Source organism: Rhizobium mayense, from assembly GCF_030272705.1.
Classification (GTDB): domain Bacteria; phylum Pseudomonadota; class Alphaproteobacteria; order Rhizobiales; family Rhizobiaceae; genus Rhizobium; species Rhizobium mayense.
The window spans coordinates 1-21,300 of record NZ_JARFYM010000038.1 but is presented as its reverse complement, the minus strand read 5'-3'; the positions used below and the strand labels follow the sequence as shown (position 1 = coordinate 21,300).

Sequence of the window (21,300 nt, the reverse complement as noted above, 5' to 3'; positions counted from 1 at the left end):
CATTCCAGCCGGCCGCCTGGTTCCGATCAACGGACTTGGAAACGCGATCCGGGTGACTTTGCTTTAGAGCGCCGGATGCAGGTTACGAACCTGGCTTACCGACTCCAGACGCGCGGCCGCGTCGAACATCGTCGACTCCGCATACCAGGAGGACACGACTTGCACGCCGATCGGCAGGCCGTTGTGGCTGGTCCCGAACCGCAGGGTCATCGCCGGCAGGCCGGTCAGGCTGAAGGGCGAGGTCCCGTTCATGACCTGGAAGGGCGACCAGGCCTTTCCGTCCACGATCACGTCGTTCAGGCCGTGCTTCGTGGCCGGGAACGGCGTGACAGGCGCAAGCAGCACGTCGTACCGCTGGAAGTAGCTGGCGAACTCGTCGCGCAGGCGTTCCACCGTCTGCTCGTGGGCGACGAAGTCAGCGATCGGCGTCTCGGCGCCATCGAGAACCAGTTTGGCATGACGGAACACCAGATCCTCATGACCGGCGACGGCCTTCCGAAATCCGGGGCCGGCTTCCATCTGATGGAGCTGCCACAGAACGCTGACGGTGTCGGTGTCGCGCAGGAGCGGCAGATCGACTTCCTCCACCTCGGCGCCGATGCTGGCCAGCGCCTGCGCTGCGGCCTTCGCCGTTGCCGCCACCTCTGGATCGATCGGCCCGAAGAAGCCATTGTCGGCGATCCAACCCACGCGGAGTGGGCGGATCTGAAGCCCGCCGAGATCGATCGTCGGCGGGACGGTGGAGAAGCCGTCGGCACCGTCGGGGCCGGCGATGATCGAGTAGGCCAGTGCCACGTCACGCACGCTGCGCGCCATCGGGCCGATATGCCAAAGGCGGCGCGGTGCGCGCGGCCAGTGCCCGGTCAACGGCACGCGGCCATGCGTTGCCTTGAGGCCGACAATGCCGGTGTGGGCGGCGGGTCCACGGGTCGAGATCGACAGATCGCTGCCGATACCAAGCGGGGACATGCCGGCTGCGATCGCGGCCGACTCGCCGCCACTCGACCCGCCCGGCGTGTAGTCGAGATTCCAGGGGTTGTTGGTCTGGCCGGTAAGAAGGTTGTCGGTCTCAATGGAGGTGGCGAACTCCGGCGGATTGGTCTTGGCGATCAGGATGCCTCCGGCGGCCTTGACACGGGCGACGGCGGTGGCGTCGGTGTCGGGCACACGTCCCTTGAAGATCGGCGAGCCGCGCTGGGTGAGAACGCCGGCCGTATCGATGCTGTCCTTGACGGTGAAAGGAACCCCGTGAAGTGGACCGAGCGTGTCGCCGGCCATGACAGCCGCTTCGGCCTTCTTGGCGGCTGCGATCGCGCCGTCAGCCATCGTGACAATGGCGTTGACCTTGGGATCGACCGCGTCGATGCGATCGAGATGCGCCTTAACGACCTCGACGGGCGAAACTTGCTTGGTGAGGATGAGTTCGGCCAGTTTGGTGGCGTCGGTATAGTAGAGGTTATCCTGTTGCATTTTGTGCTCCATTTATCTAACTAACGTTAGTTAGATTACGCTAGAAGCAAACTTTCCCTTGGTCAATCCCCTTTTTTTGATTAACTGGGCTCGATCAGAAAGGCATGAAATGAGCAGGAATGCGCGTGAGGATATCCTTGAAGCCGCAAAGAAAACGGCGCAGGCCCGTGGCTATGGTGGTCTCAGCATGCGCGATCTGGCTGCCGAAGTAGGCATAAAGGCTGCCAGCCTCTACTATCACTTTCCAAGCAAGGCTGACTTAGCGTCAGCGGTCGCCAAACGCTATTGGGAGGACGCGGCTGCCGATCTTGACAAGGCTTGGGACGAGATTGCCGATCCGGCGGAGCGGCTGCGCTTCTACCCGGAAACATTTCGGCGCGCCCTCGAAAACGAGAACCGCATGTGCCTGTGCAGTTTCATGGGTGCGGAATATGACGATCTGCCAGACCAGTTGAAAACGGAAGTCCAGATATTTGCCGACGTCAATGTTGCCTGGTTGAAGAAGGCGCTGGTCGCGACGGGCGTCGTCAGTCTGGAAGCGAGCGAGGCACGCGCCAAGGCCGTGTTCGCAGCGGTGGCAGGCGCCCAACTCATGGCAAGAAGCCGTGCGGACATCTCGCTGTATGACACTCTGATCGAAAGCTACCGCGCTGCAGGCCTTCTGCCGGCATAGTTTGCTGAAGGATCGATCGAATGTAACTATGGAGTGTCGCGCAAGCGGCTCCCATCGTTCCACCACCTGCGCGGGTCTGCCAGATAGCTCACGATCTGCTGTCTCAGATCAAGTGCAACCTGGGGTGGAATACCGCCTCACTCCAAGCGGCGGCAGACGCATCGCCTCGTGCGGCTGTCACTCACCAATATGCACACAATCCACTCCATAGAACGTCGTGGTTGCGCAGATCTCACGCCTTGAAAGGACTCGAACCGCCGACCCCGTCGTTGAGTCGTTATGTTCGCGCCGAATTCCCCTGTACGGGCGGCTACCTGCTCTCGGGAATGCCGATGTGGGGCCGGCTACCGACCATCGACTTCTGGCGCGGGATCGGCAAAAGCTGCCGCTCGAAATCCGGGCATACGACTTTCATCGATTGGCGTAGTTTGAATCGAAGTCGGGTGCCACCGTCTTTCGAAGACGCTCTATGGCCGCCGAAACCCGTCGACAGTACGATGTAATTGATAGCTTGAGGGGCGTCTCCTGCTCCTAACAGGCTGTGCGCAAGAAACAGACGCCGGAGTGGGTCCGAAAGCACAACGCTCCAGTTGCCGGCGAGGTGGGGATAAGGCGCTCTATTAGTCCGCCTGGAAGGAGATCTGACTCGCTTCCATTGACCGAATCTACCATATTCCACCTAATGCAATCAACAGCTTCCCATGGGCCGGCGTCGCAGCCAGGGCGGTGGCCGCCTCTTGTCCCTGGCGACTACAACGCTGGCGTATTGCGCCTGGTCACACTCGTGCGCGACCGGGTGAACCATCTGCTGTTCGCTTCGGTTGAGCTGTTGCCGACCGAAATGCCAGCTCCCCCAAATCCGCCAGGCGGCGGCTGGTGGGACAACTTCGGTGACGATCGGCTGTGCGTGGGCCGGACCGCGCTGCCGTTGGCGGAGGCGCTCGACTGGTACGAGGCCTTGAAAGATGGGCGCGCTACTATTCCGGGCAAGGCCTTTGCGATCACCGCCTCGGCGCTAGGTCCTGAACCCGACTACCACGGTTTTACGGTCCTCGCGGAGCCGCCGCCCTTCTCGCCATCTTGGCACGGCCGACCGCGGTTACATCGCTTGGTGCCGATGGCGGCTCTGGCCGAGCCGGTTCAAGCGCTGCGCGATAGCATGGTCGACGTCAGCGCCCAAGGCCGCGCCCGGCAATGGCTTCGTGACCACATCCATTTTGATTTGCTGGCCTATGATGACTGGCTGGGCGCGGGCGTTCTGATTGCGCCAAATCCGCTGCTGCGCAGCTTTGGCGCGCGCATCGTCAACCGGTCGGCGACATCAGAGACTCTGGAGCTTGGCGGCACCCCGCGACGGGGCGCCAACGTCACGTCACTGCGAATGGCGGTCGAAGAGGTTCGCGCGGGCGCGCCGGCGTGGCGCGCCGAAGGCGCGCCAAATGCACTGGGCCGCTTCCGCGCTCCGGCGCGCTCCCAGGTCGCCATGGTGCGCGAGGAGTTGTTCTGTCCCGTGCGCGGCGTATTGGACCGCGAGCCGCCGGCCTTCTTCTTCCGCAGCGTCTCTGTCTCCTCCTCTGTCGTAGCGGAGGCCAAGGCTCGTCACGTTGACCCGCCGGCCAGGGCCCCTGATGCGCGTGCGCGCACGGTGTATGTCCGACCCACTCCAGCTCGGCGATCTGAGCCCCCTATGACACCCTTGCGGGCACTCGAACGCCTCCAGGACGCGCGGGCTGAGCGGCAGGGCGCGCTCCGGCCTGCGGAGGCCCCGCAGGTCCCGCCGGGCGTTCGCCTGTTTGAGCACAACCGCGAGGAGACGGTGAATTGGATATGTGGGCTGATCGCCTGCGCACGCTCTCATGTCCTATTCGTTGACCCTTACTTGGACGCTGACGACCTGCAGCAGTTCGCGACGGCCACCCAGTACCAGGGCGTCGCGATCCGCGGCCTGATCAATCCTCGTCCCCGCCGTCACAAGCGTGTCGACCCCAACGGCGATAGCTTCGGGGATCTCATGCTGAAGAAAATCGCGGCCTTCCGCGACCCGGCCCAAGAGTTCGGCGAGATCGACATCCGAGTGTCCCGTGGGCGCCGTCTGCACGACCGCTTCCTTCAGATCGACGATGTCATCTGGCACGCCGGCCATTCGTTCAACAAGATGGGGGGCGGCGAGATTAGTCTGATGACCCTCGTCGCCCAACCCACTGAATTGGCCCAGGCCTTAGCGGAGACTTTCGCCGAAGCTGAGCCGTTCGAGACATGGTGGCCCAATCGGCCGCCGGCGATTTGGTCGTTGAGGCATGAGGTGGGCCATCAGCTACGCCGCTTGGCCAAATGGATCTAACGTCCGCCTGCCGGCCAAGTGCGAGGGGACGTCGATGACTAACGGCCTGACTCTTCCAGCGCCGGTCGACGGCGCCGCAGCGCTCGCTGCGACCATGGAGTGGATTGCAGCATCCGAAGGCTCGGATGAGCTCTTTTCACGCGGCTTAAAGCCGCTGGACGACTCGGGCGGCTCGGAGAGCCTAGCCCAGCATTTGGCAGCGGCCGGGCTACCCAGTTGGCGTGACGCGATCGTCGCCAATGCGGCCGCGGGACAGCCCCTTCATCTTGATCCGCCTCTCGCGTGGCTGATGGCTCACGCAGCCCTGGAAGTCGCCGTTTCCGCAACCCGGACGGGGCTTTTCTATGCGGTCGACGAGCTTCAGATACTCGGCGATGTCGGTAACAGGGACTTGGCCGCCGCGATCTGCGCCCGCGTCGCGGGTCAAGCGGACACCTACCCGCTGTTGGCGCGATTGCAGACGCGCCTACAGGGCTTATGGGGCTCTCGTTTCAATGATCGTCTGCGGCAGTACGCCGAACGGACGGTCGGGGCGCCACTGACCACGCGCGACCTGTGGCCCCGCCATGACGGCATGCCTGTAGGCGATCGCTGGGCGCACCAAGCAGCCGCTACTCTCTGGCCCGAGAGCTACATGGTGCTGCTAACCGGCTTACCCTCGCTGTTTCAGTCGGGGTTCGCCGAGCCACTAGAATCGCTCGACATCGACCGGGTCGCAGCCTTGGTCAGCGCCTGCCCGCCGATCTTTTCTGACGACGGCGCACCCTTGGGTCCGGTCGTTCCGTTCGTGCTGCTTGAGGCGATCGAGGGGCGCCTCCCGGCCATGGCCATGGATGACATGCCTAGCGCGGAGGCCTGCGTTGAGCGCATCTTGGAGGTGGTTCTATCTCGGCCTGACGGACACTGGTTGGGGCGGGCATGGCTGCAGCAGATCATCTGGCGCGGTACTTCCCGTCGAGCCGGTCGGGCCCAGGTGGATATCGACGCCCAACGCGCCGTCCGCGACCGTCTCCTCGCCGGCCTATCCACCCACATCACACCACTCGGTGAAGCGGCGTTCGGGTGGATCCGCGCCGAAGAGCCGCTTTGGGTAGTTCATCGGATCTTGGCCGAGGCCTCGATCCTGGAGGCGCATGGCGATGCAATTGCGGCGGCAGAAATCCTTGCCAACGGGGTCCGGCAGGGGTTGGTGACGGCGACAGGTCGCGCCGACGGCATGACCACGCGCTCGCCGGAGTCCGACGTGGTCGCTCGTGTCCTCTCCCGCATCCCGGACCTCGCCCTGTGGTTTAAGACCTTGTGGTTGGAAACCTACGAGGTGCGGGAGGCACTGAGCTATCCGGTCCAGCGCGGCGTAGACAACCCGGCCTACCCGGCCCTCGCCTGGGGCCTAAACGGCTTGAACGCCTCGCAGCAAGCCGCAGTCGACCAGGCGGGGTTTTGGCGGGCGATCGCCGGTGCTGTGTTCGAGACTCAGCGGATCGACCCCAATGCCTGGTTGTTCAACGGCGCAATGCCGCCCATTACCCGGATTACCGTACAACTGGGCGCCGCGCTTGGCGAGCGGGGCATCGTGCCCGTCGATGATCTAGCCCGTTTTTTGGGCGATCAGCTTGACCCGACCGCGGAGCACGTCCGGCTTTGGCAAATCGCACGGGCCGAAGCGTCTGATGCGCTGACACTGGAGGTCGGCCGCAAGGTCGGCGCCGCCTTGGTGCGTGAGGCAATCGAGACCGCCCTCAGAGAGCCGCAGCCCAACTGGGACATGGCGTTGGACTCTGCCGCCAAGGCGGAGCTAGCGGACTTCGCGCGTCGCCTCTGACGCTCGTTGGGGTTTCCACTCGGCTCCACGACGTGACCGGTGACAGCCCAACTTATCTCAAATATGCCATCTGAGGATCGTCGGATGCGTTTCGCGTCGCCTTCTAAGGCCCGCACTGCGTGAAGGCAGGGGCGTAGCGCGGACCGCCTCTTTTGGCCTATCCGCAAACCTCGTATATCGCGGTGGCCAGACTGTTGCTGTTCCAGTTGACCATCACGTTTGCCTGACGCTCGAGCTCGACCGGTGTTCTTTGTTGGCTGCGCCTTCGGATGCCAATGATCGGCTTGGGATACATGAACGCGTTGAGCGCCAAGTCGATCTCCGTTTGTATCCAGAAACGATCGTTCACGTACATACCGGCAGGCACGATCACGCAGCTTGCCTGGCGGATTTGCTCTTTCAGCCGCGCTTTCAAGACCGAGTTTCGGACGGTTTCGTTGGGCGCTATGATGGGTTCGCTTCGGGGAACGCTATAGTCCCTGTAGGAGAACCAAGAGAGGTTGCGAGAAGCGATATCCAGCAACCGAATGACACCCGCGTAGCGTTCGCTATAGCTCCAGGCGTGACTGATGAAGACGTCGTATGCCATGCTAGATCAGGTTCCAAGCAACTCGTTGATGATATTCTCGATCCAGCGACGATCATTGGAGTCCGCTGGTAGTGCCTCAAGAAGGACTGACAAATTTTTTGCCGTCGTCTTGGGCTCCCAGCCCTCTCGGATGTGGCTGAGCGCGTCACCGAGATGAGTTTCACTGGATACTGGATCCTTAGCCAGGACGGCCAACTCCAAGAGACTCGCGTAATCCCAATAGTCTGAAATCCCGCTGGCAATCTTTCTTCTAACCGCATACTCGACAACCGATCTCAATTCAGGAATTCGCGGATCCGCGTGATCTTGGGCGTGAATCAAGGTGAGCGCGTTTATGCCCGGGTAGGCATCTCTCCAATCCGCCTCGAAGCCCTTCAGGTAGGTTTCAATGGCTTGTCGTAGATGACCCTTAGCCTTGCCAGTCTTTCCCTCTTCCTTCGCCTTCAACCAGCGATCCTTGTAAACGCGGCCAAGTATCCCGTAGGTCTCGCTGCTCGGACCCCTCTCATGGATGAGTTGCTCCAAAATCTTCTGGGCTTCCTCACCATCACCATTTCGATTGAAAGCCAGGGCATACTGCTCGCGAAGCAAGATCGTGTTACGCAGGGTGGCGTCCACTTTCGAGAACATTCGGACCATGTCGGCCCAGGCCTCTAGGCTGCGATAGGAGATGAATAGATCCACGATCACCCCGGCTTCTTCATCCTCGAGGCTTCCAAGCGACTCCTCGATGGCGTAGACAGCGTCCCGTCCCTCTTTTCGAGCCGCGCGAAGTTTCGTCTTAAGCTCTTCTCCGTAGGCTACCTGCTCGCGAAAGATGTCGGTCTTTTCGTGGGCAATCTTCGTTTCTGGATACTCGTCAATCAGTTGGAAGAGTGGACTATCCTTATCGACAGCCGTCCTGGCTGCCTTCAAACGCGCGACCAGCGCTTCAATTGACTTCGTCTTATCAATGGGGCCGCCGCTGGCACCGATCGAATAGGGCATGGCCCTGAGAGGGGCGACATCGAACGGCAGTCGGCCCTGGTCCTTCGCGAACAGGAGGACCGTCGTTCGTGGCTTCGCCGCGTGACGGACCCCAAGTTCATAAAAGACGTTTGCGTTTGCCGTTGTGAGGTCAGCGATTGCGTACTCGCAGAGAACAAGCCGCTCGAACATTGGCTTGTGGATTATTCCTCCAGCCTGCTCCTCGTCCGCGCGAATGGGATCGAGACCGGCCTCCTCGATGGCGGGCTTGATGAATTCGTCATAGACAGCGTCGAAATTGATAGGTTTTTCGCCGCCGGCCGATTTCGTGCCGAACGGCATTAAGACAAAGCACAGCGGTTTACGTGCCATCGGAGATCTCCGTTGTTGACCGTTGTTTCAAAGGATTCCGTTAAGGTCGAAGCGAAGACCGGCAGCTTTGAATTCCTTCACGAGAGGCAGTAGCCAAGCGCCCGAGGTGTCGTAGTCAATCGTAACAACCCCGGCGAAGTCGCTAGGTAGCTCGAGATTTCCGGATTTGAGGATGGCGATCTTGGATGCACCCAGCTTTCCAAGGAAATAACCAAGTTCCAGAATCGCGTTTTGTCGCGGGCGGTAGGCCTGCTCTCCACCCTTGGGGCCGCCGACGTCGTCTGGGGTTAGGATGACCACTGCATATTTCACGTCAGATGATAGGCTGAGCAATTTCGATATCACGGTATTGCCGGCATTCGCGCGCTCCGCGAGCACGACATCCTCGAGTTTCATTTTGCCTATGTAACGGGCGACGTTGTAGAGGGCGCTTTTGTCGTGCCCATGCACAACGAAAACCCTGTCCTTCTCCTCTCCAGGTTTCGCGATATCATTCGCGAAACTACGCAATTCGTCCTCGACCTTGGGTGCTGTTATAGTCCTGTAAAGACTTTCTTTTTTCAGGAGTTCAATGAGGTCGACGGGTTTGAGCGCCCAATGTGACCGGAAGTTTTCACCAGATTGAATTTGTAGTTGATCGGCGATCCGATAGATTTCCCGCGCGTTGATGGGCTCGACGCCAGGATCGATCTCGAAAGTAACATCGACTTGCTTCGTAGAAGGTTTGATATCGACAATTCGTCCAATCCTCAAAGGCCCCGGAAGGTCCCCATCGTTCTCCGGTGGTTTCTTGGAATACTCGTAGGTGAACAGTACCGGCATGCCCAGGAGGCGCTCTATCGCCTCCTGGGCATGAGGCATATACGTCCGTTTCAATTCCGGATCGGTATATTCAAACACTCGATCCCAACCAAAAGACGTTTCGTTCGTCTCGGTCCAGTAATCCTCGACGCTCGTCATGAATAAATTAAACATCTTCTCTTCCGTGTGACCGTCCGCGCCTATGGCGCGATCTATTGAAAGGTTGAAGCGCCAAGCCAGGGCATCTCCCCGGAGGTCAGCCCAGCACTGGTGATCCATGGAGAACCGCTATGTATGTTGTTGCCGGGCGACCCATTGCGTGTGCTCGCGGGAAAACGCTTGCTCGGCGTCCAGGACAAACTTCGAAAACTCATCCTCGCTAGAGATGTCCGCGATCCTGCCCTGGATGATGCCAATCTCGTGTGCCGTGAGTGTGTAGGAGGATGCCAGTTCATTGAATTTCTTTATCTGAACCCATCCAAGAATGGATGAGGCCACCACGATGACGGGCTCGACTGGCCAATACGCGAAACCGGGGTCGGTGATGCGGACGAGGCTCAACACAATCGCGATGCCGTAGAAGGCGATGCTCGCGATCATCCAGTTTCTGCTTGATTTCTTGTTGCCGCTCGCCTTTTTCGCGTACCAGGTACGCTGGTTCCTCACTCGGTTTTTGTCGTAATACTTTTTACGCTCTTCCAGAGGTAGCGCCCTGACTGCCTCCATTGAGGTCGTGATCTGTTCCTCTGCCGCGTTGTCGGCCGGGAGGCGATCCCCAATGAGGCGGTTAGCTCGCAAGATCTCGGTGAGGTAGGTGCGAAATTCGGCATGGCGTGTCGCAACGCTGTCATTGTCGCCGAAAGGCTCCGATCTCATGCAATATTTCCAGCATGAAGTTTTGATGGATTCGGCGAGGGCCCTTCCTCTGTACCAATCCTGCTCCGGTTTTTGCAGACTTCTGAAAATGAGGATAACCAGGGATGCGATTAGTATCACCGCCGGGATGATGAAATAGTGCGACGTCGCGTAGAAGTTCATGGACAGAACGGCGGCCATAAAAAGCAGGGCGTATTCTCCGCGCACCAGCCACAGGAACAACCTCTGCGAGTCTGTCGACATCTTCCCCGCCGTTTCATAGAGAGCGGGATAATCGAATTGTTCCGTGATCACTGTCGCCCCTGCCGCACGTCGTTAAAACTTTCCTGGTACGAGCAGTATAGGGTAATACCACCCAACAACCTCGGCAATCTTTAACGCGCGAATATCGCAACCACAAGACGCGACCCGTCGCCCTGAAAGGTTATCACCAGCATGTTCAAGGGTTGTTTTTGTTCTTGAAATATCGATTGGTTACGAAGGTCGCTGGATTGGGATGGACACGGCGGGAGGTTGAAATGCACGTCGCGGGTGGCATCTACAGGGAATTGTGTGAAACTCCTCGGTGGGACGGCGTTTGGGGGTCCGGTCTGCGGGCGGCCATGGCGGTTAGTCGTTTGAGCGCTAGCATCACGCTGCACTGTTATGATAGGCAGCCACCCGTCGATACGGTCGCGTTTCTTGAGCGACTTGGTGTGGCTTTCCGATGGCGGCCAAGGATGCAGGACATAGCGTTCGCTTATTTCCATCCCCTCTCCGATCCGTTTATCGAGCCGCGTCCGGGCGCCATCAAGCAATGCCAGCCGATTGAGGTTGACGGACGGAGTGTTCTTCGTTTTGGCATGCTCGAAGGCACGGCTCGTGTTCGAGGAGAGAGAGTTGTCTATGATCCACAATCGCCTCGCTCGCCCGAACCTTTCTCGGTGAACGGGTCAACCGCGCGCGACCTTGCCCTTGTGATGAACCGGGAAGAATTCCAAGCTTACTCAAGGAACGACGACATTCGCGACGGAGCATACAGGTTGCTCGCGTCCAAGGGCGCCGATGTCATCGTGGTCAAGCAAGGTATTCATGGGGCATTAGTCTTCGCGAACGGCATGCCTCCGAGTGAGATACCCATTTATCGATCAGCGAAGACATTCAAGATCGGAACAGGCGACGTCTTTTCAGGCGTTTTTGCTCACTATTGGGCGTTCGCGTCATATTCACCACAGGAAGCGGCCGACAAGGCATCCCGTGCCGTATCCGTGTATTGCGACAACCCGACGGATCCCATCGACGAATCCACCCTGCCCATGGCGCATCCGGTGAGCTTGCGGCATGAAATGATCGAGGTATTTGGTATCGGAAACACCCTTGGACGGCGCTATACTCTTCAAGAGGCGGCTTTCTGCATCCGTAAGCTTGGCCTAGAGGCGCGAATAATCGAAGATCCCATGATAATCGAAGAAACCATGATGACCGGGGAAACCAGCAAAGCCGTGCTTGTTATCGCCGACGGGCTTTCGGACGAAACGCTCTCCCATTTGCTGGCGAAAAGGACGTCGGGAGTGATCTTGGATGAGGAAGGACGCCCGCGCTTGTCTTCTCGCGCTCGGGGCGGGGTTGGCAACGATTTCGCGTCCGCGATTTATCAGGTCTGCACGGACGCCCGTAAGTTGAATTAACGCCGAAAGCGGTTGCAAATCTCTCTTGGATCAATAGGATCGGACGGCCTTGGGGAGAGAATCAACGCATGTCCGACGTCTATGTTATCCACGCGAGTGAGGATGACATCATAACAAGTGAAATCGTCGCGCTTCTCAAGAAGCACTGGGACGTGTGGTGGGATGACACGTTGGTTGGCGATTTCATCGAGATTGTACCCCAGCAGATCGCCAAGACAAAATGCGCGGTCGCGATAATGTCGGTGCATTCGACCGTCAAGGAAACGGTCATAGACGAGATGAGGCTGGCGCGAGACGCGGGGGTCGCGATCTTGCCGCTGATGATCGACGACGCGAGGCTTCCGTATACCTATGGAAGCTTAACTAGGGTTGACTTTCGGATATGGGATAGAACCGAGGGCCACCCTCTGTTTCAAAAGTTGCTGCGTAAAATTAGCACGCTCGTCCCTCGCCGCATGCCATCAACGAGGCCGTCATCGGTCGGGAATACCTCCCTGTCCTTGCCAGCAGTTTTCCTGTCGGTTTCGTCCCATGAAACTCAACTCGCTCCGCTAGACGCGGTCAAGGCTCTGCGTGTCTTCGGGTCGCCAACCGTTCTGGTATCCGCATATGACCTGTGGCGAGACCGTAGGCCCAAGGGCATCGAGTTGGAGCTCGAGGAAATTCGCGCGGCCGACGGCATAGTTCTCGTCGACTCGGGAAATTACGAGGCGACCCGGCGCGGAGACGCGGAATGGGTGGCGGATCGATTTCATGAGGCCCTGGAAGGTATTCCGCACGACTGGTCCTATTGCTTCGATGTCATGAACCCATCACCCGACCCCGCTATGGCAGCCCATGAGGTCATCGAAGCGGTTCGTCGTGACGCGCGTGCGACAGGTTCGAACGTCCTTCCGATCGTTCACGCGCACCGTACCACGGCGGGCTTCGTGACCGGCCAGCTACCAGGCGTTGTAAAGGCCGTGGCGGATGCCCTGAAACCTTCCATCATCGCGGTGGCCGAACGAGAACTTGGTCGCGGACTCATTGAACGCGCCGAGACCGTCCGAGCCCTTCGCAGAACATTGGATCAGCTCCCGTCATATCAACCTCTGCACTGCCTAGGCACCGGGAACCCCTGGAGCATAGCGCTCCTCGCGGCTGCTGGCGCCGACAGCTTCGACGGCCTAGAATGGTGCCGAATGGCGATAGATCACGCGACAAACAGGTTAAACCATTACCAGCATTATGATTTTTTTGTATATCAGACTGAATTTTCCGACTCACAGGTAACCTTGGCTGCGATTGACGACGATAGGGTCGACTACGCTGGTAAGGTTGCCTTCCACAATCTCGACTACTATCGGTCCTTCGCGGCGAAACTTTACGAGCACGCCCACACGGACAGAATGGAGGCGTTCATCTTGAAAATCCTGGGAGACGGTGCCACCAATCAGATCACCAACCAGTTACCGGGGATCTTCGCCAAATGACCCACGCTGGACGACTGGAACAAGCTGTCGTGTGCATTTATCCGGAAATACAGCGCCGGGTGGCTTCCTCCGAGGCCAAGACAAGCGAAACCGTTCTTTGGAAAGAGTTGTCGTGTTGCATATTGAGCAGCCAGGTCAAATATCCGCTGGCCGTGGCGGCGGCGGAGCTCTTGGAGGAAAAAGGGCACTTGCTAGGTCGCGCGCCGGTCTGCGTTGACACTCTCGAAAACACCTTAAGATCGACGCTGATGGTTGGCGACAGGCATCAACGGTATCGGTTTCCTCAGGCAAAGGCACAGCAGCTGGCCTCAACGCATCGCGCTGTTCACGCCAAGGCTCAAGGGCTGTCCGGTCTCCTGGAGGGGTTCCTCGATGCCGCGGACGCGCGTCGATGGTTCGTCGCGCACGCCGCGGGAATGGGGCCAAAACAAGCTAGCATGTTTCTGCGAAACACCGGGATAACGTATGGCTTGGCGGTTTTGGATAGGCATGTGCTAGACTACATGAGCGAGATCGGCCTTGGCTCCAAGGACTCATCGGGCTTATCCAACTTGAACGGATATTCGCGGCGCGAAGAGATACTGAAAAATTATGCTTCGGGACTGGGGATGGCGGTTGGCCTCATGGACTGGGCGATTTGGATCGTCATGCGCGTATTCAAAAGACAGGAGATTTGTGCATGAGCGTCGTGACATTGGTTTCCGGCGGATTGGACTCGACGCTCGTCACATACCTGGCCAAGGAAGAAGGGCTACTTATCCATCCCCTCTTCGTAAATTACGGCCAAAGGGCCCTGGAGCGTGAGCTCAGGGCCTGCAAACGCGCGATGACGAAGCTTTCGTTGAATAACCTGGAGATCGCTAATCTAGCGGGGTATGGTGCGCTAATCCGCTCGGGTCTCACGGATCCGAGCCAGCATATCATCGAGGACGCCTTCACCCCGGGTCGGAACATGCTGTTCTTGCTGGTGGCGTCGGCGCACGCGTTCAAGGTGGGAGCCGACGCAGTCTCGATTGGTTTGTTGCACGAGGAGACGGCCCTTTTCCCGGACCAGACTTCGGGTTTTCTTAGGGAAGCAGAAAGTCTTATCGGACGTATCATGGGCCGACAGATCCGGGTGCTTGCGCCCTTGGCGTCTTTCCACAAGGATGAAGTGATCGCCCTCGCGCGGATGAAGGGCATTGAGGGGACTTATTCCTGCCATATGGGCGACGAAGAGCCCTGCGGAAATTGTATCGCTTGTAACGAATTCAAGATCGAGGAGGCGTAAATGGGAGGAGGCAGCGGCGGAAGCTGGAGCCGTCTTGGCGACATTCGCAGTCTTGAGGAAAAGGCCAAGCAGGCGTTGCAAGGAGGCAAGCGCAACGTGTTCATAAGTTTCGCGACCGAGGATATGGACGAGGTGAATCTCCTCCGTGCACACGCGAAAAATGAGAACAGCGATATCGAATTTAACGACCACTCCGTGCGCGAGCCATACGACAGCGACCGGGCGGCTTATATCAAGGAGAAAATATCCGAACGTATTCAGCGGTCGTCTGTCTGCGTAGTATACGTCTCCGATAGCACGAAGCAAAGCAAATGGGTCACGTGGGAAGTTGAGGAAAGCTTACGCCAGGGCAAAAAGGTGGTTGGCGTGCATCCGCGCGGGAAGGCGCCGGCTTCAAATCCCGATTGGGTGTCGCGAGACAATATCAAGCTGGTGAATTGGAGCGATCTTCCCCAGGAATTGAAGTGACAGCCTCCTTTTGATAGGCGCCCAGCTTCCGGGTCCCACATTTCTTTTTTACAGGTTAAGCAGGGACTGTCTGCCGAGCTGCCTGATTGAGCGTCCACACCAAACCCACGTTGGCCGTCGAAGCTAAATCACGCCTCACGTCCGAAACCTCCCCTCCCCACCATCTCTCACCATATTAACTTCGATACTCGCATACCCACGGTTTCTCGGTTGTGCGGCAAGGCATTGACGGCGCGCAATGAACATGTATCGGTTGGCCGGCAAAGCGAGAGCGAGAATGGCCTATAGGCAAGACCTTATCAGTGCAGCGCGGCGCCACCTCAGGTCGGCGCAACGGCTTTACGAGACATCGGCGGCCGGAGACCAGCCCGGCTGCAAGGCAGTGGCCGGTTATCTTTTCGGCTTGGCCGGCGAACTTGCGCTCAAGGCAGCCATGCGCAATAGCGGCATGGCTCAGCTATCCAAGGAAGAGCGCAGAAGCGATCCCTTCTTTGCACATTTCCCGGCGTTGAAGACACTACTCCTTGACTCTGCGAAAGGACGAAGGGCTGGGGAACTTGTCAAACTGGCTGAGCAATCGCAACTTTTCCAAAACTGGGATACGGACATGCGCTACGCCCCTACCGACGATATACAGCTGACCTGGGTTGACGCCTGGAAGACGAGTGCAGAGGACCTAGTCCAACGGATGGACATCGCATGAACTCGACTGAAGCAATCTTCTTTGATGCAGCATTGCCGCGTTTCGTGAGCGCGATCGCTGAGGCGCTGGGCGATGAGGTTCTGCGCGATGGCCTCGTTCTTCGCGATGCGAACGGACGGCTGAGCTTCGTCAGCGCTGGCGCTGCACCGGCCGGAGATCGTGAGCCCCTTGAGAAAAAGTTGGTCGGATCCATAGGCGCCTATGCCCAGCAAGAACGGGTGCTCGCCTTTGGTGATGAGCCGGGCGCTGCGCGAGTGCTGAAAGATTCGGCAGTATTCCCCTTTCATGTCGAAGGGCGGACGATACGTTTGCTCGATCGCCGCATCGTTGGCTCGGCTTGGCTCGATGATCCGAGGGCGGAGGCGGAGGGTCCAGCCAGGATTGTATTTGCCAGCCTCAAAGGCGGCGTCGGGCGATCGACTGCCCTTGCTATTACTGCCTCCGATCTTGCCCGCCGTAACAAAAACGTATTGATGATTGACCTTGATCTCGAAGCACCTGGGCTGGGCGATCTTCTTCTCGATGCCGACAGGACACCCCTATTTGGTTCCCTCGACTTCCTGGTTGAAAACGGGATCGGTGGAGTTCCCGATGGGCTGCTCGACGATTTTATCGGCGTCAGCGCGTTGACGGAACCTGGAGGCGGTCGTGTTGACGTGCTGCCGGCCTTGGGACGGTCGGCAATCGAGCAGCCTGCCAACATGCTTGCGAAGCTTTCCAGGGCGATGATCGACGACCTAGAGGCCGATGGCGGGGCGATCACGGTCGCCACACAGATTGCCACGATGATTTCCCGCTTTACCCGGCGCAACAACTACGACGTCGTGCTGATCGACAGCAGAGCTGGACTTTCGGAACTGGCCGCACCCGCTATCCTTGGCCTCGGGGCAACGACACTTTTGTTCGGAACGGCGCAAAGGCAGACCATTCAGGGTTATAGTGCACTTTTTGCAGGACTGAAACTTCTTGCCGAACGGGATAAAGATGCTGGCCAATCAGCCGAATGGCGTTTCCTTCTGAAAGCGGTCTATGCCAAAGCGAGCCTCGAACCTAACACCGCTTCGCGCTACAGGGACGAGCTTTATGATCTGTTTGCGGAAAATCTGTACGACGCGGATCTTGGCGGGGAAACCGACCCGGACGCGATCAGTTTCGATATTGATGATAACACCGCACCCCATTGGCCACTCGTCATTCCGTTCAATGCCGGCATGGTCGACTTCGATCCCGTTCACGCACCGAACCAGCTGACGGCAAGTTTCTACGAGCAGACCTATCGGCCGTTTCTCGATGGCATAGACGCAATCATCCAGACACATGTCGATGAGAATGGGGCATTGGGGTCATGAACCAGGCGTTCGAATTTGATGTGCCGGCGGTACGCGCGGCAATGGCCGGTTTCGAAATCTCTCCGAGCGTCAGGCCAAATGAGACGATCGAGGTCGATCGTGTCTTCTTTCCGGAAGGGCATCGGGGCGTGCTCGACCTCAGGCGGCAGCTCGTCATCGGGAACCGCGGCGTGGGAAAAAGCTTCTGGACCCACGCCTTGACCAATCCGGCCATTCGGGAACGACTTGCACATGCCTATTCCTTTCCATCAGTGGCGAAAACTAATGTCGTCATTGGCTTTAACGGGTCAGTGAAACTCGGTGCCATTGCGTCAACCGTTGAGCAGATCCTTGCCGCCCACAGCAAGGGGCATGCTCCAGAAGTGATCTGGCGGACAGTAATTCTACGCGCCGTCCGCATGCTCCGTCCCGACGCTTCCAAACATAGCTTCACGGACGTATTGACGGAGCTCACAGCGCACCCAGGGCTTTACGCCGAAGAGCTCAGCGTCTTGGACGATCAACTTTCGATCGATGGCGGATCCCTTCTGATAGTTTTTGACGCGCTCGACCGGCTCGCTCATAACTGGGGCATTATCAGAGCTCTCACCAAGGGACTTCTGGTTACGGTCGTGGGACTGCAGTCCTTCCGCTCCATCCGAGCCAAAGTGTTTATGCGGGTCGATCAGTTTGCCGATTCCGAACTCTTTACCTTCCCCGATAGTTCAAAGATCCGCAATGACCGTGTGGATCTTGCCTGGCATCCGCACGAGCTTTATGGCCTGGTCTTCTTCGAATTGTTGCGGAACGCCACCGCGCGAACGACGCTCGAAGAGTTGGCCGCTCGACTGAATATTCCCTTCGCCCTGCCCAGCGAGGGCCGGCTAAACGTCGCTTCGCTTGATGGTCAAGCGATGCTCGTTACTGCTATCGCCGGCGAATACATGGGCCGCCACCGAAAGCGGGGGCGCGTCTATACCTGGGTGCCCCTGCATCTCGGCGACGCCGCGAACAACTGCTCTCCCCGAACCTTTCTGACGGCCTGGAAAACCGCAGCCGACCACGTGCCAGCGCCGCAAGGTCAGGCGGTAGACCATCTCGGGCTGAGCGAGGGCGTTCGGCGCGCATCGAGTGCTCGGCTGACAGAACTTCGCGAGGACTATCCGTGGATCGATCTGGCCCTGGAGCCACTGAGGCGGCAGTTTGTGCCAATCGCGAGGACAGATCTTTTCGATCTTTGGGCCAACCATAAAGTGACGGACCAAATCCTTGATCAGTCGGTCGGAAGCGGCTTTCTCGCACCGATCGGCATGTTTATCGAGGATAGCCCAGCCATGCTCCTGGCAACCATGACCAGTATTGCCGTGATGGAAGAGCGCGCGAACGGCAAGATCAACGTTCCAGATATTTTTCGCGTCGAAGCGGGGATTCTGCGCAAAGGCGGCGTTGCAGTTCCTCGACGCAGCTGAAACCGGAAACCATGACCACACCTGTTGGTTTTCGCACGGAACTGGGCCGGTGATGTCACACTGACGTGATTTGCAACAACGATGCGCCTTGAGAGAGTGGACCGCTTTTTCAAGAGCCGATACGCCGCCGGACATGATTGGGGATTCATGCTTGGCTGTGTGTTGGTGGAGATTACCGGAAACCCTGTCCGGGCTTTTCCGAAACCCGCACTTCAAGCAGCAAAATGGCACTATTCGATCTTGCTACAACTTGAATTCGCCAGTTGCGATGCCGGCGGATTGGTCAGTGCGGAACTTCGATGACACTCTGCGTCTCGTGCAGAATCTCAGGACTTTTCATCGTCCGCATCCGACGGAAGCTGCCCGTCATCCTTCTTCGTCCTCCTGGGAAACTTTGGACCGAGACGCTGGTCCTCCATGGCTCTTGCCTGCACTTCATCAATGGAAATGCTTACTGTTCCATCGTTGGTGAAGATCTTCGCGTCAGCGATCAGATCGATGAGTCCCGCTTCCTCGGCATCACAGTGAACAATCGAATGATACGGAATTTCGACGGTGATCGAAAGGAGGTCTCCGAATTTGGCGACGACCTGGTAACGCTCAAAGAGGGAACCTAAGACCGCTCTCGCGACCACAGAGTAGCGGATCAGTTGGATTGCCTGATCTTGGATTTCCGCATCTGTCGTCGCGACCAAGTCGACGGGAACTTGGACGGAAACCGCTTTATGCTCGATACTGTAGGCTATGGAAATGCAAGGCATGGATCGCTTAGCACATTCGGCGAACACGATTTTCCCAAGTAGATCCAAACGCTCTTTATCGGTGAGCCCTTCGGACGAACGGATCGGTTCGAGCCACCGGTTGCCCTCGGCCTTTATTGATAGCTGTGACGCCTTGTCGAGCACATAAAACGCTACGTGCTGATACATTTCAGGCGCGGAGAGGATTTCGGCGCAGTCTATTCCAAAAACCTCCACTGCCGCGTCGATTGCCATGCAAACTTCAAGTAGCTTTAGGACGTTGATGTGAGCTCGTCATGCGTCCATCTTCTGGTGGTGACGATTGGAGGAACTTGCCGCTTGATATTCCTGAACAGAACGGAATTTTTCTCATAAACTACCCCGCTGCTTCCCCCATGTGACAGAGCATTTCGGACAATGGGGTCATACCCGCTTAGAAAGTCGACAGGACCGCCACCTTCTTTGATCCGCGCCGCCAAATATTCTGCTTTGCTTCGCTCTCCCTGTCCAACATCTGTTTCGTGGATGTTAACGTACTTGCCCTCTTTGAATTGATAGCATGCCATAACAAGCGAAAGGTAGGGATCCAGCACATCGGCAACCAAAGGTCGATAAATTTTCGTCGCGATATGCGCGGTATCGGATTCTGAACAGACATCAAGCTCACTAAGGCGAGAAAATTCCTCAGATATTCTGATCATTTGGTTCTTCATGGATCGTTGGATCGAGACCCAGGGTAGGTAGACTTCTATCAAAAACCTTTCTTGGTCAGTGGCACGCGCCTCGTGGAGAATCAAAAGCAGGTATTCGAGATTCTGCAACCGGCTTGCAGGATCGTAACTCAATGCAATTTTGCAGATTAGGGCGTCAAAGGTTTCTGGTTCGAGGTCTGACCCCGAACGGATGAAGAAGAGTCTCTCCGGATCCATCCGGCCGAATATAGATTCCAGTTCTTCAAGTGTGTAAGTTGGGATCGACATTGATGATTTCCTCGGTACTCTATGCCCTGGTGAAGACGCGTTACCCATCGCGAAGCGCATAGGGTGTTGCGAACGCCGGTAGGACATTGCCCAGATATTGTTAATCCAAAATGCAATCCGGTATTGTACCGGACATCAATTCCCCGGAAAGCAGAGATGAATTTTTGGGAACGCAACGTTGCATCAAAACACGTTTGATTACAGCACTCCCCATGCGCGAAACCTCCCCCTCCCCGTCATCTCTCTTAGCCCAAGCTCCAAAACAATCCGCCGCGCCGCCTGCGGCGTCACATCCAGCGTGTTCGCTACCATACCGGCCGACACCGGTGGTTTTGCCATCACCAACTCGACCAGCTCCGGCATCTTCGAAGACGCCCGGCGCCCCTCCAACTTCCGCTCCATCATGGTACGTGCCAGCGCCAGCCGATCATGCTCCTTTATCCCGGTCTCCGCGGCCGCGATCAGACCGTGAGCGATGGCGAGCAGCCGTGTCTCCCGGTCGCGATGCCGACGCCGATTGACGGCGATGGTTTTCAGGCCAAGATTGATGGAGGCGAGATGGACGCCGCTCGTGACGCCGGCTTGACGCAGGATCGACGCCGTCAGCAGCCGGCCGAGCCAGGGGGCGTGCTGCAGCACCGAAATTTCGTTCCAGGCATCGAGAGCGATGATGGCCTGCAGCACCGTCGGTAGATGTTCCGCCTGGCGCAGCACGCCGCGCCATTCGTCGAGGCGGGCATCCTCGTCCCAGTCAAGATCATAGACGAGCGGATCTCGTTCGCGGGCGACAGCCTGCGCCCGGCCCGGCTTCCTGGCTTGTTCGATTGCAGCTTCGGATCGGGCGAGGAGCGCATCAATGGCGGCATAGTCGACACCCGGGAGATTTTCCGCACCACCACCATCGCTCCCCTCCCCTTCCAGGTCGGCAAGCGTGCGCCAGATGGTGCCGGCGGGCTCCCTCGCCTTAGCGGCGGCCGAGGAGATGTCCGACGTTTGTCGCAAAGTCCGGATACCCTCTGCGGACAACGTCCAGTCAGGTGATTGTGTAGCGATCCGTCGGCGCGTCCGAAGAACGTCGCGGGCGATGGTGAGTTCGTGGGTTGGGGTGCGGATGTCCCGGGTGGCGTCGTGGAGGACGACGTCTTCGAGATGGACGAGTTCGCCGTCGATCCACAGCGAGGCGCAGGCGTCGGCGAAATGCATGCGCTCAATCCAGCCGGGGCGGCCGATCCGCTCGTCCCGGCGGGCGAGTTCGATGCCCGCACTTGAAATCGGCGGTGGGACCCGGATCGG

19 protein-coding genes are annotated in these 21,300 nt (G+C 58.3%); 11 read left to right on the top strand and 8 right to left on the bottom strand.

The window, feature by feature from the left end; all coding sequences use genetic code 11:
* Positions 1-63: 63 nt before the first annotated feature.
* Positions 64-1,470, bottom strand: coding sequence for an amidase (locus PY649_RS29800; protein ID WP_285872508.1), 1,407 nt, complete (start codon positions 1,468-1,470; stop codon positions 64-66).
* A gap of 109 nt (positions 1,471-1,579) precedes the next feature.
* On the opposite strand from PY649_RS29800, the gene PY649_RS29795 reads away from it, so the two are divergent.
* The 3 genes from PY649_RS29795 (at position 1,580) to PY649_RS29785 (ending at position 6,306) form a co-directional block, all read left to right on the top strand.
* Positions 1,580-2,143 carry a TetR/AcrR family transcriptional regulator gene (locus PY649_RS29795; RefSeq protein ID WP_285872507.1) on the top strand — a complete coding sequence of 188 codons (564 nt, stop codon included), beginning with the start codon at positions 1,580-1,582 and terminating at the stop codon, positions 2,141-2,143.
* A 766-nt stretch (positions 2,144-2,909) separates the two neighbouring features.
* A complete protein-coding gene (locus PY649_RS29790; protein ID WP_285872506.1) occupies positions 2,910-4,484 on the top strand; it encodes a VPA1262 family N-terminal domain-containing protein in 1,575 nt (524 codons plus the stop codon).
* A 34-nt stretch (positions 4,485-4,518) separates the two neighbouring features.
* Positions 4,519-6,306, top strand: a complete 1,788-nt coding sequence (locus tag PY649_RS29785) for a hypothetical protein (protein ID WP_285872505.1) — start codon at positions 4,519-4,521, stop codon at positions 6,304-6,306.
* Between the two features lie 157 nt (positions 6,307-6,463).
* Here PY649_RS29785 and PY649_RS29780 read toward each other — a convergent pair whose 3' ends face one another.
* The 4 genes from PY649_RS29780 to PY649_RS29765 form a co-directional block, all read right to left on the bottom strand.
* Positions 6,464-6,895 (bottom strand): TIR domain-containing protein, encoded by a 432-nt coding sequence (locus tag PY649_RS29780; RefSeq protein ID WP_285872504.1) that lies wholly within the window; start codon positions 6,893-6,895, stop codon positions 6,464-6,466.
* Between the two features lie 6 nt (positions 6,896-6,901).
* Positions 6,902-8,233, bottom strand: coding sequence for a TRAFs-binding domain-containing protein (locus tag PY649_RS29775; RefSeq protein ID WP_285872503.1), 1,332 nt, complete (start codon positions 8,231-8,233; stop codon positions 6,902-6,904).
* Positions 8,234-8,260: 27 nt separating this feature from the next.
* Positions 8,261-9,208 carry a TIR domain-containing protein gene (locus PY649_RS29770; protein ID WP_285872502.1) on the bottom strand — a complete coding sequence of 316 codons (948 nt, stop codon included), beginning with the start codon at positions 9,206-9,208 and terminating at the stop codon, positions 8,261-8,263.
* Between the two features lie 114 nt (positions 9,209-9,322).
* Entirely contained in the window at positions 9,323-10,204 is an 882-nt protein-coding gene (locus tag PY649_RS29765; RefSeq protein WP_285872501.1) for a DUF4231 domain-containing protein, read from the bottom strand.
* A gap of 425 nt (positions 10,205-10,629) precedes the next feature.
* Here PY649_RS29765 and PY649_RS29760 point away from each other — a divergent pair, with 425 nt between their 5' ends.
* The 8 genes from PY649_RS29760 (at position 10,630) to PY649_RS29725 (ending at position 18,287) form a co-directional block, all read left to right on the top strand.
* On the top strand, positions 10,630-11,577 hold the full coding sequence (locus tag PY649_RS29760; RefSeq protein ID WP_285872500.1) for a carbohydrate kinase family protein: 948 nt from the start codon (positions 10,630-10,632) through the stop codon (positions 11,575-11,577).
* Between the two features lie 68 nt (positions 11,578-11,645).
* Positions 11,646-13,049, top strand: a complete 1,404-nt coding sequence (locus PY649_RS29755) for a toll/interleukin-1 receptor domain-containing protein (protein ID WP_285872498.1) — start codon at positions 11,646-11,648, stop codon at positions 13,047-13,049.
* On the top strand, positions 13,046-13,732 hold the full coding sequence (locus tag PY649_RS29750) for an 8-oxoguanine DNA glycosylase (protein ID WP_285872497.1): 687 nt from the start codon (positions 13,046-13,048) through the stop codon (positions 13,730-13,732). The genes PY649_RS29755 and PY649_RS29750 overlap by 4 nt, the downstream gene beginning before the upstream one ends.
* Positions 13,729-14,319: a 7-cyano-7-deazaguanine synthase gene (locus tag PY649_RS29745; protein ID WP_285872496.1), complete on the top strand. Its 591-nt coding sequence runs from the start codon at positions 13,729-13,731 to the stop codon at positions 14,317-14,319. The genes PY649_RS29750 and PY649_RS29745 overlap by 4 nt, the downstream gene beginning before the upstream one ends.
* Positions 14,320-14,787 (top strand): TIR domain-containing protein, encoded by a 468-nt coding sequence (locus tag PY649_RS29740; RefSeq protein WP_285872495.1) that lies wholly within the window; start codon positions 14,320-14,322, stop codon positions 14,785-14,787.
* Between the two features lie 277 nt (positions 14,788-15,064).
* Positions 15,065-15,490, top strand: coding sequence for a hypothetical protein (locus PY649_RS29735; RefSeq protein ID WP_285872494.1), 426 nt, complete (start codon positions 15,065-15,067; stop codon positions 15,488-15,490).
* Complete coding sequence (locus tag PY649_RS29730; RefSeq protein WP_285872493.1) at positions 15,487-16,839, top strand: KGGVGR-motif variant AAA ATPase; 1,353 nt, start codon at positions 15,487-15,489, stop codon at positions 16,837-16,839. The genes PY649_RS29735 and PY649_RS29730 overlap by 4 nt, the downstream gene beginning before the upstream one ends.
* Positions 16,840-17,036: 197 nt before the next feature.
* Entirely contained in the window at positions 17,037-18,287 is a 1,251-nt protein-coding gene (locus tag PY649_RS29725; RefSeq protein ID WP_285872491.1) for a hypothetical protein, read from the top strand.
* A gap of 326 nt (positions 18,288-18,613) precedes the next feature.
* On the opposite strand, the gene PY649_RS29720 is transcribed toward PY649_RS29725, so the two are convergent.
* From PY649_RS29720 to PY649_RS29710, 3 genes are all read right to left on the bottom strand, one after another.
* Entirely contained in the window at positions 18,614-19,282 is a 669-nt protein-coding gene (locus PY649_RS29720) for a hypothetical protein (protein WP_285872489.1), read from the bottom strand.
* A 17-nt stretch (positions 19,283-19,299) separates the two neighbouring features.
* A complete protein-coding gene (locus PY649_RS29715) occupies positions 19,300-20,007 on the bottom strand; it encodes a hypothetical protein (RefSeq protein ID WP_285872488.1) in 708 nt (235 codons plus the stop codon).
* A gap of 198 nt (positions 20,008-20,205) precedes the next feature.
* Positions 20,206-21,297, bottom strand: coding sequence for an RHE_PE00001 family protein (locus PY649_RS29710; protein ID WP_432761427.1), 1,092 nt, complete (start codon positions 21,295-21,297; stop codon positions 20,206-20,208).
* Positions 21,298-21,300: the final 3 nt, after the last annotated feature.